This is a genomic window from Serratia sp. CY33525 (genome assembly GCF_052169115.1).
Classification (GTDB): Bacteria; Pseudomonadota; Gammaproteobacteria; order Enterobacterales; family Enterobacteriaceae; genus Serratia; species Serratia sarumanii.
On the sequence record NZ_JBJNLK010000002.1, the window covers coordinates 553,973 to 566,492 of the forward strand.

A 12,520-nucleotide genomic window follows, 5' to 3' on the forward strand; every position below is an offset into this window, starting at 1 on the left:
GTCCGCTTCCGGCCGACTGGAACCGTGAAGACATGATGAATCTGACTATGACCAGAAAGACCGTTTTCCTTGTGGGCCCGCTCGCCGCCGCGTTGACGATCGGCGCGGTCAGCCTGCCCGCTCATGCGGCCATCGCGCTGGATCGCACGCGCGTGATTTTCGACGGCGACCTGAAAACGGTCAGTCTCAACATCAGTAACCAGAACAAACAGTTGCCGTATCTGGCGCAGGGATGGATCGAAGACGATCGCGGCAACAAGATCCAAAGCCCTTTCACCGTGCTGCCGCCGGTGCAGCGGGTGGAACCGGGCAAACCGAGCCAGGTGAAGATCCAGTCGCTGCCGGCGGCGCGTCAGCTGCCGCAGGACAGGGAGACGCTGTATTACTTCAACCTGCGTGAGATCCCGCCGCGCAGCAATAAGCCGAACACGCTGCAGATAGCGCTGCAGACGCGCATCAAAATGTTTTATCGCCCGGCGGCGCTCGCCCCGAAAAAGAATGCCGCACCGTGGCAGGAGCAGCTGACGCTGACCCGGCAGGGCGACAAGTACGTGGTGAACAACCCGACCCCGTATTACGTGACGATCGTTGAGGCGAGCGCCGGCAAGGGCGAGAAAGGGGCGGCGGGCTTTGAACCGTTGATGGTGGCGCCGAAGGCCAGCGCCCCGCTGAACGTCTCCGCCGCGAGCCTCGGCAACGGGCCGTCGCTGGCGTACATCAACGATTACGGTGGGCGGCCGCAGTTGAACTTCCGCTGCGCCGGCAATGCCTGCCAGGTCGTGCCGGTCGCCAAATGACGATCCGCGCGCCAGCAGGGAAGACAGAGTGAACACAGCGGAGTGAACGAATCATGCAACGAAAGATCCCCATGCTGTTGGGAAAAGCCTATGAACGTCATCAGCGACGCACTATCGGCCTGACGGTGTTGGCCGCGCTGATGGTGCCGCTGACGGCGGGCACGATGCTGGTGCTGATGCCACCGGCCCGCGCGGTGGACAACTGGGAGGTGGAGGGCGCGAACGGCACGCTCCACGTCTACGGCGCGTTGACGGAAAGCGCCTGCAGTCTGGAAATGACCACCGCGCGTCAGGAAGTGTGGCTGGGGGAGACGGGAACGGCGCATTTTCAGCGCCCGGGCGATCGCGGCACGCCGGTGGCGTTCGAGCTGACGCTGAAAGACTGCCTGCGGGCGCCGGCGAGCAACCGCGACGCCTGGACCGGGGTGCTGGCCTGGAGCGGCAGCCAGCCTGCGGTGTCCGTGGCGTTTGCCGCGTCGGCGGATGACGACGCGCCGAGCCTGGTCAGGGTCGCCGGCGTCACCGGCTTGGGGCTGCAGTTGGCGGATGCCAGCGGCCTGCCGGTGCGCCTCGGCGCGCGTAACAAACCGATCTTGCTGACGCCGGGACAAAACACCCTGACGTATACGGTGACGCCGGTGCGCACCCCGGCGACGCTGAGCGCCGGCGCCTACCGTGCGGCGATCGATTTCCGCCTTTATTACGACTAATACGCCGCTTGCGCCGAGCCGGCGCAAGCCTAACCAAAGGGAGTGGCGTCATGCGCGCGACAGAGACGAACCGGCGCCGGAGCGCGCTGTTGGGGGCAGGCATGGTCATGGTGGCCGGCATGATGGCGCAGCCGGCGGACGCGGCGGAAAACATGCGCTTTCACGGGACGCTGGAGGCCGAGCCGTGCGTCATTCAGCCGGGAGATGAGGATATCCAACTGGATTTCGGCACCATCGTCGACAAATACCTGTATCTGAACACCCGCACCCATAGCCAAACCTTCGCGTTGCACCTGACCGAGTGCGATCTCAGCCTGGGCAATACGGTGGCCATTACGTTTACCGGCACCGAGAACGCCAAACTGCCCGGCCTGCTGGCGCTGGATGCCGGCAGCCTGGCCTCGGGGATCGGCATCGGGTTGGAGGACAGCAGCGGCAAGGCGCTGCCGCTCAATCGCGCCAGCGATAAATTCCGCCTGAATGCCGGCAACACCACGCTCACGCTGCAGGCCTATGTGCAGGGGGAGCCGGAGGCTATCCAAACGAAGACCATTGGCCGCGGCACCTTCAGCGCGGTGGCCACTTTTACGCTGGAATACGAATAAGCGTCTACAAGGACAAAAAACGCAATGATGATAAAGCCCCTCAATCGCACCCTGCGCATGGGCCTGCTGTGCCTGTTGGCGTTGAGCGCCGCCGCCTGTCAAAACCAAAAATCGGGCAAACCCGCCGTGAACACCCAAAATCAGGCTGTGCAAGCGCCGTCAGAAGAGGCTTTGCGCAAGCAGCGTGAGGCCGAGCAGCTGCAGCAGTGCCAGCAGCAACTGGGCGCATTGCGCACCATCAACGAGAAGCAGTATCAGCGCTATAAACAGGCCTTCGACAGCCTGATGAGCGGCGCTTCGCAGTACGCCAATCTGCGCGCACGGGTAAACGGCGACACGCAGGAGACGGTGGATGCGCTGTATCGCTACAAGGTCAACTATCTGTGCGCCGGGGTGAATCAGGCGGTGTTGACCGGGCTGGCGGATCGCGGAGAGCAGGTTAAATGAGGATGCGTCTGCTCGGCTGTGTCGCTCTGCTGTTCACCGGCGTTGCGCAGGCGGACGACGGCGTGCCGGCGCTGCTGCAGTTTGCCGAACAGTATCAACGGCAGAGCACCGAGCCGAAGAGCGAAAACGCGGCGCCCGCCGACCGCGCGTCGGGGCAAAAAAAGCGTGAGCCGGCGAAGCGCCCGTTGGACACCCACCAGCCGGCTTCACCGGCCAAAGCTTTTACGCTGAGCCAGGCATTATTGGCGCGTGACCAACAGCTGGCGCGCCAGCGAATGGAACTGACGATGTTGCGCCAGGAACTTGCCGCGCTGCGGGCGGAGAAAGCGGCGCCACCCGTCGCGACGTTGCCTGATTCGTCAACGCTGCAGCAGTGGATCGCCGGGCTGGGCGCCGCCTGGCGCGGTTCGCCCGATGCCCAGCGCGCCGAGGCGCTGCTGCGTCAGGCGACGCAGGAAACCGCCAAAACCAAAGCGGCGGCGATGCAGGCCGAACGGCGCGCCAGCGAGCTGGAGTCCGCCGCACAGGCATCGGCACAGACGCTTGCACAACGCCAGCGCGAGCACCAGGAGGCGCTGCACGCTCTGCGCGCCGCGTTGGAAGCGAGTGAGCAGAAGCGAGCCGCTGAGCAGAAGGCGACCCAGCAGGCGCGCGAGGCGCTGTTGGCGCTGCATCAGCGGCTGCAATGGGAGATGACGCCGGAGCAGTTGAAGGATGAACGCAAGCGTTTGTCCTACGCGGCGGGCAGTGCGCTGGGGCGCGACATTCAGGGGGTTGTGGCGGAGCGTCAAAGCTGGGGCGTACCGGTGGATCGCGACAGCCTGTTGGCGGGCGTCATCGATAGCGTGTCGGGGCGTTTGCAGCTGCCGCCGGATGAACTGAATGCGCTGACGGCGCAGGCGGATACCGCCGCCGTGGCCGCGCGTGAGAAACGCGTTAACGAACAGCGGCGGCGTGACGAAGATTACCTGGCGCAGTTCCGTCAACAAAAGGGCGTTAAGCCGTCGGCGATGGGCTTCTGGTATCGGGTGGATTACGCCGGGGAGGGGGCGTTGGCGCCAACGGCGGTGGTCGATGTGGTGGTGAAGGAGAAACTGACCGACGGCACGGTGATCCAGGATATGGAACTGAGCGGCAAGGTGCTGTCGCAACCGCTGTCCGAATATCCGCCGCTGTTTCGGGAGGCGATAAGCCATCTGCATAACCACGGTTCGCTGACGATGGTCGTGCCGCCGGCGCTGGCCTACGGCGAAACCGGCTATCCGCCGAAGGTGCCGCCCAACGCCACCATGGTTTATGAATTACGCATCGACAACAGCCAGGCACCGGCAAAGGGTGCCAAGGCGGTTAAACGGGAAGCCGACACGGCGGGAGGGCAGGGATGAACACCATGATAAAAATCGCGCTATTTGATGAAAACCGTTACTTCAGCGCTGGTTGGCAGGAGGCTCTGGCGCTGCACTTCAGCACTTACGGCAAGCGCACGCTGTTACTGGATGCGCAGCAGGTTCACGAAGCCGATCTGGTGTTCTGCTATTTTCCTCCCGGCGTGCAAAGCTGTTTTTGTCACTTCTTTGAGGCGCAGGCTGCGGGGCGCCAAACGCTGTATTTCTCGTTGCGAACGCCGGAGGGGCGGCATAAACGCACCGCCGGCACTCGCTGCGCGCTGGAGGCCGGCGTCATCTACCACGATACGCCGCTGGTATCGGCGCTGTATCAGGTGAACGCCGAGTTGGAGCGGCGCAGCAAATGGCCGGGCAGGCCGAGTTGTGGCATGAACTGCGTATGCCAGCACCGAGGCCTGACGCTGCGCGAACAGGAGATCATGCGCTGCATGACGCGGGAGATGGGAGTGACGCAAATCGCACGGATGCTGGACATCAGCGTGAAAACCGTCAGTAATCACAAGATGAGCGTTATGCGCAAGATGGGGTTCCGGCGTAATGCCGAACTTTACGGCTGGCTGCGGCACAGCGCCCGTCCCGGCGCCGTGGGGGCGCGAGCCGGCATTCAGCCTGGCATTGCGGCAGGGAAGGCGCAGCACTGAGACGGCGCCGGCCCAATCGGAGCGGCCGGCGCCTTAAGTGCCTCGCCGTGGCGGTCAGTTGCAGGCCACGACCTTGATCGCCAGCCCGCCCTGCGAGGTTTCGCGGTATTTGGCGTTCATGTCTTTGCCGGTTTCGTACATGGTTTCGATCACCTTATCCAGACAAACTCGCGGTTCGCTGGTGCGGCGCATCGCCATGCGTGCGGCGTTGACCGCCTTGACGGCGGAAATGGCGTTACGCTCGATGCAGGGCACCTGAACCTGGCCGGCGAGCGGATCGCAGGTCAGCCCCAAATGGTGCTCCATGGCGATCTCCGCCGCGATGCACACCTGCGCCGGGCTGCCGCCCAGCAGCTCGGTCAACCCGGCCGCCGCCATCGAACAGGCCACGCCCACTTCCCCCTGGCAGCCCACTTCGGCGCCGGAGATCGAGGCGTTCATCTTGTACAGCGCGCCAATCACGCCGGACGCCAGGAAGTAACGGGTGTAGGAGTTGGCGTTTACCGGACGGATGAACTTGTCGTAGTAAGCCAGCACCGCAGGAATGATGCCGCAGGCGCCGTTGGTCGGCGCGGTGACCACGCGGCCACCGGCGGCGTTCTCTTCGTTGACCGCCAGCGCGAACATGTTGATCCAATCGACCACGTTCATCGGGTCGATATTGTTCTTGTCTCCGGTCACCAGAATGCGGCGCAGCGCGGCGGCGCGGCGCGGCACCTTCATCGGGCCGGGCAGCAAGCCTTCGGTGTTAATGCCGCGCTCGATACCGGCGCTCATCACCTGCCAGACGTCGGCGAAGTGCGCGTCGATATCGGCCTTGCTGCGCAGCGCCAGCTCGTTCTGCATCACCAGGCCGGACAGCGACAGCCCGGTGTCTTTGCAATGCTGCTGCAGATCGTGCGCCGATTTGAACGGGTAGGGCACCGGCGTGGCGCCCTCGGCAGACTGGCCGAAGTGCTCTTCGTCGACGATGAAACCGCCGCCGATCGAGTAATAGGTTTTGCTGTGCAGCAGGCGCTCACCGGCGAAGGCGCGGATGCGCATGCCGTTTTCGTGCAGCGGCAGGTTGTCGCTGTGGAAATTCATGCCGCCGTGCTGCGGGAAATCCACCTCATGATGGCCGTTGGCCAGCGGCAGGCGGCCGCGCTGTTCGACGTCGCGGATAAAGCCGTGAATGCTGTCGATGTCCACGTCGTGCGGCAGGTTGCCGGCCAGGCCCATGATGATGGCGATATCGGTGTGGTGGCCTTTACCGGTCAACGACAGCGAACCGTACACGTCGACCACCACGCGGGTGGTGTCCTGCAACTGCTGGTGGGCGATCAGATCGTCGACGAACTGTTTGCCGGCTTTCATCGGGCCAACGGTGTGGGAACTGGATGGGCCGATGCCAATTTTGAAAATATCGAAAACGCTGACCATGGTCTCGCCTCCTTCTTCAGGTTTCAGGCGGTGAATACGGGAAATGGGGGAGTGCGGGAGGGCCGGCGCGCAGCGGCGCCGGCCGGACGTGATTAGCCGAGCAGGCTGAACACGATAGCAGAGATGGCGATCAGACCCATCACAACCACGAACACGTTGCTGATGTGGCCGCTGTACTTGCGCATGGCTGGCACTTTACGGATGGCATACATCGGCATCAGGAACAGCAGCATGGCGATGATTGGGCCGCCCAGGGTTTCGATCATGCCCAGGATGCTTGGGTTCAGGGTGGCGACGATCCAGGTGGTCACCAGCATGAAGATAGCGGTCATGCGGTTCAGCTTGGCGGTGCTGACGGTTTTGCCGCGGCTCTTCATCGACTTGGCAACCAGGCCGTTGAAGCCTTCACGCGCGCCCAGGTAGTGGCCCAGGAACGATTTGGTGATGGCGACGAAGGCGATAACCGGCGCGATGTACTCGATCATCGGGTTATTAAAGTGGTTAGCCAGGTAAGACAGAATCGAGATGTTCTGCGCCTTGGCTTCCGCCAGGTTTTCCGGCGTCAGGCTCAGCACGCAGCTGAACACGAAGAACATCACGGTCAGCACCATCATGATGTGTGCGTAGGCCAGAATGCGGGAGCATTTCTTCTCGGCGTCTGCGCCGTACTCTTCGCGTTTGGCGACGGCGAAGGCGGAGATGATCGGCGAGTGGTTGAAGGAGAACACCATTACCGGGATCGCCAGCCACAGGGTCATGATCAGGCCGTGGCCCATGCCGGTACCGCTGCCGGACAGCGACACGTTTTCGAAGATGGCGCCGGTCCAGTTAGGGATCAGATACACCGCCAGCAGCATCAGCACCGCGACGAACGGGAAGACCAGGATGCTCATGGTTTTCACGATGGCCTGCTCACCGAAGCGCACGATGGTCATCAGGCCGACGATCAGGATCAGCGACAGGATGGCGCGCGGTGGCGACGTCATACCCAACTGGTGGGTGATGAAGCTGTCGACGGTGTTGGTGATCGCCACGCTGTAAACCAGCAGAATCGGGTAGATGGCGAAGAAGTACAGCAGGGTGATCAGTTTACCGGCGGTGATGCCGAAGTGCTCTTCTACCACGGCGGTGATGTCTTCACCGGGATTCTTGCCGGACAGAACGAAACGGCACAGGCCGCGGTGGGCAAAGAAGGTCATCGGAAAAGCGATGATGGCCATGATGATCAGAGGAATCAAACCGCCGATGCCGGCGTTGATTGGCAAGAACAGGACGCCTGCGCCGATGGCGGTGCCGTACAGGCCCAACATCCACATGGTATCCGTTTTACGCCAGGTACTGCTGGAGCCCGAGGCCGCAGAGGCAATTGTGCCGGTCTGTGTAGTGTCCATAAATATCTCCGAAGTGAACACGAATTTAAAATTAAAAGGCAAAACTTAAGGTTAAACCGTCAAACGTCCTATTCAGGCAACGCTTGCGGTAAGAATCAGGTGTTGCTTGCGGGGATGTTTTGGCGTCCCCCTGGTTGTTTATTGTGTTCATTACCAAGGCACAGCGCCGGGTAATTCACTAAAGACTTTTCACCGTCACGGGCGATAAAAGTCGTTACCGCTGCCGACAGGTCTTTGCCTGTCGATTTTTGTTGGCGGCAAGATAACGATTTACAGTAGAAACAACCGTGATCCTGCTCTCAAATGCGCAATATGTGCAGTTATCTGCTTTTTTATCGATTTTTCGCGCATTTGTTGCACATTTGTGTAAGATTTTGTGCTGAGAACGCTCTCATAATAATTTCTGCGATTATGCGGTTTGTACAATAATTAGCCGGATAAAGCGCTGTGCTCAGCAGCAAGCCGAGCAATATATTTTATGCGTGGTTTTGGATCTAGCGAAAAACCCGGATTAAGCAGTTTTAGTGATGTGGATCACATTGTATTTTTAAGTAAAATTTCATTCATCGATTTGTTTTTAAATGGTTTTTAATGAAAATCGCCGTTAATAACGAAGGGAAATTACTTACGTGGTTAGCGGATAGAAATGCGTAACCATTCATCATATAAATAACAGATGCCTAACAGGTATTGGCGATATTTGCTGCAACCGCTTAAACCGCCGTTTATTTAAACATCGCGGCCTTTGGCGCGATTTATCATATAAAAGCCATAAATAGTCGTTAATTTACCCAGCCGGCAGCGGGTTTAGCCTGCGAGAAAATAATCACCCGGGTGACCTGTTGCATTTTATTAACCTGATGTTGCGTGCGGATAAGCGAAAAACGCGAATCGATTGCGCATTATTTGTTCATTTTCGGGCGGGGAAAGAAGGGGATTGCAGCGGTGCGCCGTCGGTTTCGACGGCGCAGAAGGCGAATTAATAGCGGGTAGCGATGGCGTTGTCGTTGAAGAACGCCATGAAGTCGGCGTCCGGTTGGCGGTCGCTGATCACCCGATCGAACTGCGTCAGCGGGCCGATGCAGGCCGGTTTGGTTTTGCCGAACTTGCTGTGATCCGCCACCAGGATCTTTTGCTGCGCCATCGCCATGGCGCGATGCTTCATCTCCAGCTCGTCGAAGTTGAAGCAGGTGGCGCCGTGCTGCAGGCTGAGGCCGGCGGCGGAGATAAAGGCGATGTTCGGGCAGATGTGATCGAGCTCGTTGCGGCCGCCGACGCTGGAAAAGATGTAGTTGTTCGGCTTGAACTCACCGCCGCACAGGACCACTTTGCAGTTCGGTTTGTCCTGCAGCGCCAGGAAGGTGTTCAGCGAGTGACACACGGCGGTGAAGATCAGCTCGTCGGCGATGGCGTCGATGATCGCCGGGGTGGTGGTGCCGCAGTCGAAAAACACCGTGTCGTTTTCATTGATCAACGGCGCCGCCAGCAGGCCGATGCGCCGTTTCTCCGTCACCTGCTTGGCTTTTTGATCGGAAACGAAGTAGTTGGTGACGCCGTTGCTGCGCGGATCGGTCACCACGTAGCCGCCGAGCAGCACCACCGCCGCCGGTTCGGCGCTCAGATCGCGGCGAATGGTCATCTCCGAGACCCCCAGCAGCACGGCGGCTTCTTTCAGGTGGATCTTGTCAGCGCGTTTTAACGCCTGAACTAACCGGTTGATACGTTCTTCGCGCCGCGTTTCCATAGATCCGTCTTCCCACAGGTAGTAGAGGTAAAGGGCGTGCCGGCGTTTCCGGCGTTAAACACAACGATGCGGGGCAATATCGGGCCGCATTGGCCGCCCGTATTGTCCCGCATCGTTGTGTATTGGCTATGCCCGTCAGGGCATGCCGACGATCAGTAGCTGCCCGCCGCCGGCTGGGCGCCGGATACGATGGCGACGCCGGAGCTGGTGCCGATACGCGTGGCGCCGGCGTTGATCATCTTCTCGGCGGTGGCACGATCGCGCACGGCGCCGGAAGCTTTCACGCCCATTTCGCTGCCCACGGTCTCGCGCATCAGTTTGACGTGCTCTTCCCGAGCGCCGCCGGTGCTGAAGCCGGTAGAGGTTTTCACGAAGGCGACATCGAGTTCGCGACACATTTCACAAACCTGGACGATCTGCGCATCGCTGAGCAGGCAGGTTTCCAATATTACCTTCAACGGGATCGCCGCGCAAACCTCGCGCACGGCGGCGATGTCGGCTTTCACTTCGTCCAGCAGGCCGCTTTTCAGCCAGCCGACGTTGATCACCATATCGATCTCTTGCGCGCCGGCGGCGATCGCCGCTTTGGCTTCAAAGGCTTTGGCGACGGTCAGGCCGGCGCCCAGCGGGAAGCCGATCACCGAGCAGACTTTCACGGTGCTTTCCTGCAGCAGCTGGGCCGCCAGCGGCACGTAGCCGGAGTTGACGCATACCGCATAGAAGTTGTGCTGCTGCGCTTCTTCGCACAGTTTGGCGATCTGCAGTTCGGTGGCGTCCATCGCCAGCAGGGTGTGGTCAACGTAGCTGGCGTAATCGATGTTTTCGGTGGTCATCGCGATTCCTTAGTGAAGTTAAGACAGTAAGCCGGATGGGTAATGTGAAAATAATAACATTCAGATGCCGATAAACCTAGCGATGTTTAAAAAATGTCGACGAGATCGTCGCGAACAGGCCGTTATACGTATAACTTAAAGGCGGAGTTTTGTTATTTAAATAACATTTAACGGCTCGCGGCCTGCGCGGGCGCAACGTCGAGGGAAAAAAGATGAAGATCAACATCGAACTGGATCCTGAAGCTTTCGGGGCGCATCGGCAGGAACTGTTCCGCAATGCGGATTTCGCGGTGAGCGCGCATCGCTGCGCAGAACGCGGGCCGATGCTGACGCTGGCGAACTGCCGCGGCGCGCTGACGGTCTTGCCGTATGAGGGCCTGGCGATTTGGGACGCCGAGTTTGACGGTTATTCATTGAAATCGGGCCGCCGCAGCGCCCGCGGTCTCGGGAGAAAGCGCGCTGACGACGCGGCGTTCTGCCCCGCCTGGCCGAGCCACGACGGCGCGCCGCTGCAGATGCAGCGCGTGTGGCTGCAGCTGACAGGCGATGAGCTGACGTTGCATGGCGAAGGCGAGCGGTTGGGCGGGCGTTGGCGCATCGGCCCGGCGCTGCGTTTGGCAGCCCAGAGCGCGCAGTTCGCCATAGAGATGAAGGTCACTAACCTGGCCGAGCGGCCGCAGCCGCTGCGCTATGTGTGTCGCCTCAACTATGATTGCATTCCCGACGCGGTATTCCGCCAGAATCTGCCGACGCCGGCTTTGTTAGGGGATGCGATCGGGCAAGAACTGCTGTGCTCCGACGATCTGACGCGCTATGTGGATCAGGCCGAGTTCTTTATGCTGACGCCGCAAGGCCGGCGTTATGTCACGCGTTTCGCCACCGGGCAATTCAACTATGGCCTGCGGCGCATCGCCGTTCAGGGCAACCGGCGGCTGCTGGCCTTTGTTCAGCCGGCGAACTGTCGCCCGAATGCGCCAGAGGGTGAGGCGGGGGTGATGCTGGGAGCGGGAAAAACGCGTGCGTTCTGCGTGACCACCGGCGTGGTGTGAAATCACGGGGCGGTAATGCCCCGGTCATGTTGTACGGTTACTCTTTCACCCAGCCGCGGCGAATGGCGAAGGCGAACAGGAAACGATACAGGCGCGACAGCTTGTCGGCGAGGGGATCGCCGAACAGATTCCACACCAGCTGGGCGAACAGGCAGCCGACCAGGCCGAGCAGGAAACCGCCGACCATATCCAGCGGCCAGTGCACGCCGAGGTAAACGCGTGACCAGGCGATGCCGACGGCGACAATCATCAGCAGCGCACCGGACCAGACTCGGTGCCAGAACAGGAACGCCAGCGCAAAGGTAAAGATGGCGGTGCCGTGATCGCTTGGGAACGAGCTGTCCGGCGCGTGCGCCAGGAAGGTATACCCCACGCCGGCGACGAATGGGCGCTCATGCGGCAGCAGCGCGCCGATAGTGGAGGCGGCAAGCATGGCGAACAGCAGCGCGATCGTGGTTTTCGCCACCACTTCGCGCTGCGAAACCAGCTGGCTTTGCGGCCCCCACAGCCACAGGCCGACGATCAGCAGCGGCACGATAATGATCAGATCGCGCGCCAAAAAGGTGGCGAAATCAATCATCCACTCGGGAGACGCCGGGGTCGCATTGATCCAGGCGAAAAGAACATGGTTTAACTGCTCCATAACCGTTACCTCATCTTGCGGCACCAATAGCCGCTAATTATCCAATAAATAACCAACTGGCTTAACCAAACCCACCAACCCGCCCACAGGTTATGGGTAAGAAAATGTGCGCCGCGCATGATCTGACCAAAGCCCATCAGCATGCCGAGCGCAATGCCGCCGCACCAGCACCACCAGGCCAGGCGCGGGCGCTGCGGATAAAACAGGAAAAACAACGCCATGACCGCGAAACCGCTCGAGGCGTGCCCGCCGGGGAAACAGCGGCCGGGGCCCGGCAGCGCCGGCACCGCACCGAACAACGGGAAGGACATCGCCTTGCCGCCGTACTCGATCAGATCCCACGGACAGGAGTGCGCGCTGGTGGCCTTGAGAATGCCCACCACCAGCGGGCCGATGCCGAGAAGCAACATGCTGACGATCAGGCGCGCGCTGCGGCGATAGATGCCCCAAAACAGCGCCAGTACCGCCCCGACGATCACTATTTGCTTCAGCAGGCGGTGGTTGATCAGATCCAGCCAATAATTGTTTTGCCACGGGAAATGCCCGCTGGCGGCATCGTACCAAAGGTTGCCGATCGCCCAGTCCAGCTGTTCGCTGCGGGAAAGCCACAGGAACAGCAGGCCGCTGATCAGCAGGCCAAAAACCTGCCAACGGTAAAAGGATGCCGGCAGGGAGTAAAGGGCGGTTGTCTTAATTTGCGGTGCCGTTGAGGATTGATTTAATGACGATTCTGGATTCACGCGCAGGCTCGGTGGCAGGATTGAATAACGCCACTGTAATCATTCTGTCTTAAGAAAACCTTAGTCCGCCGGTAAGAAAATCCTATCCGAGG

The 12,520-nt window shown here is 60.6% G+C and carries 13 protein-coding genes; 7 read left to right on the plus strand and 6 right to left on the minus strand.

What is annotated here, in order from left to right; genetic code table 11:
* The first annotated feature begins 32 nt into the window (after positions 1-32).
* From ACJ8IM_RS07605 to ACJ8IM_RS07630, 6 genes are all read left to right on the plus strand, one after another.
* Positions 33-797, plus strand: coding sequence for a fimbria/pilus periplasmic chaperone (locus ACJ8IM_RS07605; protein ID WP_101455797.1), 765 nt, complete (start codon positions 33-35; stop codon positions 795-797).
* Between the two features lie 71 nt (positions 798-868).
* Positions 869-1,507, plus strand: coding sequence for a fimbrial protein (locus ACJ8IM_RS07610; RefSeq protein WP_060428350.1), 639 nt, complete (start codon positions 869-871; stop codon positions 1,505-1,507).
* 50 nt (positions 1,508-1,557) lie between these two features.
* Entirely contained in the window at positions 1,558-2,112 is a 555-nt protein-coding gene (locus ACJ8IM_RS07615) for a fimbrial protein (protein WP_101455798.1), read from the plus strand.
* A 24-nt stretch (positions 2,113-2,136) separates the two neighbouring features.
* Positions 2,137-2,559, plus strand: a complete 423-nt coding sequence (locus ACJ8IM_RS07620) for a hypothetical protein (RefSeq protein WP_047568423.1) — start codon at positions 2,137-2,139, stop codon at positions 2,557-2,559.
* Complete coding sequence (locus tag ACJ8IM_RS07625) at positions 2,556-3,944, plus strand: FKBP-type peptidyl-prolyl cis-trans isomerase N-terminal domain-containing protein (protein ID WP_101455799.1); 1,389 nt, start codon at positions 2,556-2,558, stop codon at positions 3,942-3,944. The genes ACJ8IM_RS07620 and ACJ8IM_RS07625 overlap by 4 nt, the downstream gene beginning before the upstream one ends.
* Positions 3,941-4,606 carry a response regulator transcription factor gene (locus ACJ8IM_RS07630; RefSeq protein ID WP_041034282.1) on the plus strand — a complete coding sequence of 222 codons (666 nt, stop codon included), beginning with the start codon at positions 3,941-3,943 and terminating at the stop codon, positions 4,604-4,606. The genes ACJ8IM_RS07625 and ACJ8IM_RS07630 overlap by 4 nt, the downstream gene beginning before the upstream one ends.
* A 54-nt stretch (positions 4,607-4,660) precedes the next feature.
* Here the strand turns inward: ACJ8IM_RS07630 and ACJ8IM_RS07635 are convergent, their stop codons facing one another.
* From ACJ8IM_RS07635 to deoC, 4 genes are all read right to left on the minus strand, one after another.
* Positions 4,661-6,028, minus strand: a complete 1,368-nt coding sequence (locus tag ACJ8IM_RS07635) for an L-serine ammonia-lyase (RefSeq protein ID WP_101455800.1) — start codon at positions 6,026-6,028, stop codon at positions 4,661-4,663.
* A 92-nt stretch (positions 6,029-6,120) separates the two neighbouring features.
* A complete protein-coding gene (locus ACJ8IM_RS07640; RefSeq protein ID WP_004938697.1) occupies positions 6,121-7,419 on the minus strand; it encodes an HAAAP family serine/threonine permease in 1,299 nt (432 codons plus the stop codon).
* Between the two features lie 979 nt (positions 7,420-8,398).
* Positions 8,399-9,163 (minus strand): DNA-binding transcriptional repressor DeoR, encoded by a 765-nt coding sequence (deoR, locus tag ACJ8IM_RS07645; RefSeq protein WP_033637797.1) that lies wholly within the window; start codon positions 9,161-9,163, stop codon positions 8,399-8,401.
* 152 nt (positions 9,164-9,315) lie between these two features.
* On the minus strand, positions 9,316-9,996 hold the full coding sequence (gene deoC / locus ACJ8IM_RS07650; RefSeq protein WP_033637798.1) for a deoxyribose-phosphate aldolase: 681 nt from the start codon (positions 9,994-9,996) through the stop codon (positions 9,316-9,318).
* Between the two features lie 212 nt (positions 9,997-10,208).
* Here deoC and ACJ8IM_RS07655 point away from each other — a divergent pair, with 212 nt between their 5' ends.
* Complete coding sequence (locus ACJ8IM_RS07655) at positions 10,209-11,045, plus strand: hypothetical protein (RefSeq protein ID WP_060421614.1); 837 nt, start codon at positions 10,209-10,211, stop codon at positions 11,043-11,045.
* 37 nt (positions 11,046-11,082) lie between these two features.
* On the opposite strand, the gene ybjG is transcribed toward ACJ8IM_RS07655, so the two are convergent.
* Positions 11,083-11,688: an undecaprenyl-diphosphate phosphatase gene (ybjG, locus tag ACJ8IM_RS07660; protein ID WP_033654636.1), complete on the minus strand. Its 606-nt coding sequence runs from the start codon at positions 11,686-11,688 to the stop codon at positions 11,083-11,085.
* Between the two features lie 5 nt (positions 11,689-11,693).
* Positions 11,694-12,428: a phosphatase PAP2 family protein gene (locus tag ACJ8IM_RS07665; RefSeq protein WP_101455801.1), complete on the minus strand. Its 735-nt coding sequence runs from the start codon at positions 12,426-12,428 to the stop codon at positions 11,694-11,696.
* Positions 12,429-12,520 lie beyond the last annotated feature (92 nt).

Excerpts from the sequence above, each read along its gene's own strand:
- ACJ8IM_RS07620 (WP_047568423.1), top strand. The coding sequence starts at position 2,137 with ATGATGATAAAGCCCCTCAATCGCACCCTGCGCATGGGCCTGCTGTGC.
- ACJ8IM_RS07615 (WP_101455798.1), top strand. The coding sequence starts at position 1,558 with ATGCGCGCGACAGAGACGAACCGGCGCCGGAGCGCGCTGTTGGGGGCA.
- ACJ8IM_RS07625 (WP_101455799.1), top strand. The coding sequence starts at position 2,556 with ATGAGGATGCGTCTGCTCGGCTGTGTCGCTCTGCTGTTCACCGGCGTT.
- deoC (WP_033637798.1), bottom strand. The coding sequence starts at position 9,996 with ATGACCACCGAAAACATCGATTACGCCAGCTACGTTGACCACACCCTG.
- ACJ8IM_RS07605 (WP_101455797.1), top strand. The coding sequence starts at position 33 with ATGATGAATCTGACTATGACCAGAAAGACCGTTTTCCTTGTGGGCCCG.
- ACJ8IM_RS07635 (WP_101455800.1), bottom strand. The coding sequence starts at position 6,028 with ATGGTCAGCGTTTTCGATATTTTCAAAATTGGCATCGGCCCATCCAGT.
- ACJ8IM_RS07610 (WP_060428350.1), top strand. The coding sequence starts at position 869 with ATGCTGTTGGGAAAAGCCTATGAACGTCATCAGCGACGCACTATCGGC.
- ACJ8IM_RS07630 (WP_041034282.1), top strand. The coding sequence starts at position 3,941 with ATGAACACCATGATAAAAATCGCGCTATTTGATGAAAACCGTTACTTC.
- ACJ8IM_RS07640 (WP_004938697.1), bottom strand. The coding sequence starts at position 7,419 with ATGGACACTACACAGACCGGCACAATTGCCTCTGCGGCCTCGGGCTCC.
- deoR (WP_033637797.1), bottom strand. The coding sequence starts at position 9,163 with ATGGAAACGCGGCGCGAAGAACGTATCAACCGGTTAGTTCAGGCGTTA.
- ACJ8IM_RS07655 (WP_060421614.1), top strand. The coding sequence starts at position 10,209 with ATGAAGATCAACATCGAACTGGATCCTGAAGCTTTCGGGGCGCATCGG.
- ybjG (WP_033654636.1), bottom strand. The coding sequence starts at position 11,688 with ATGGAGCAGTTAAACCATGTTCTTTTCGCCTGGATCAATGCGACCCCG.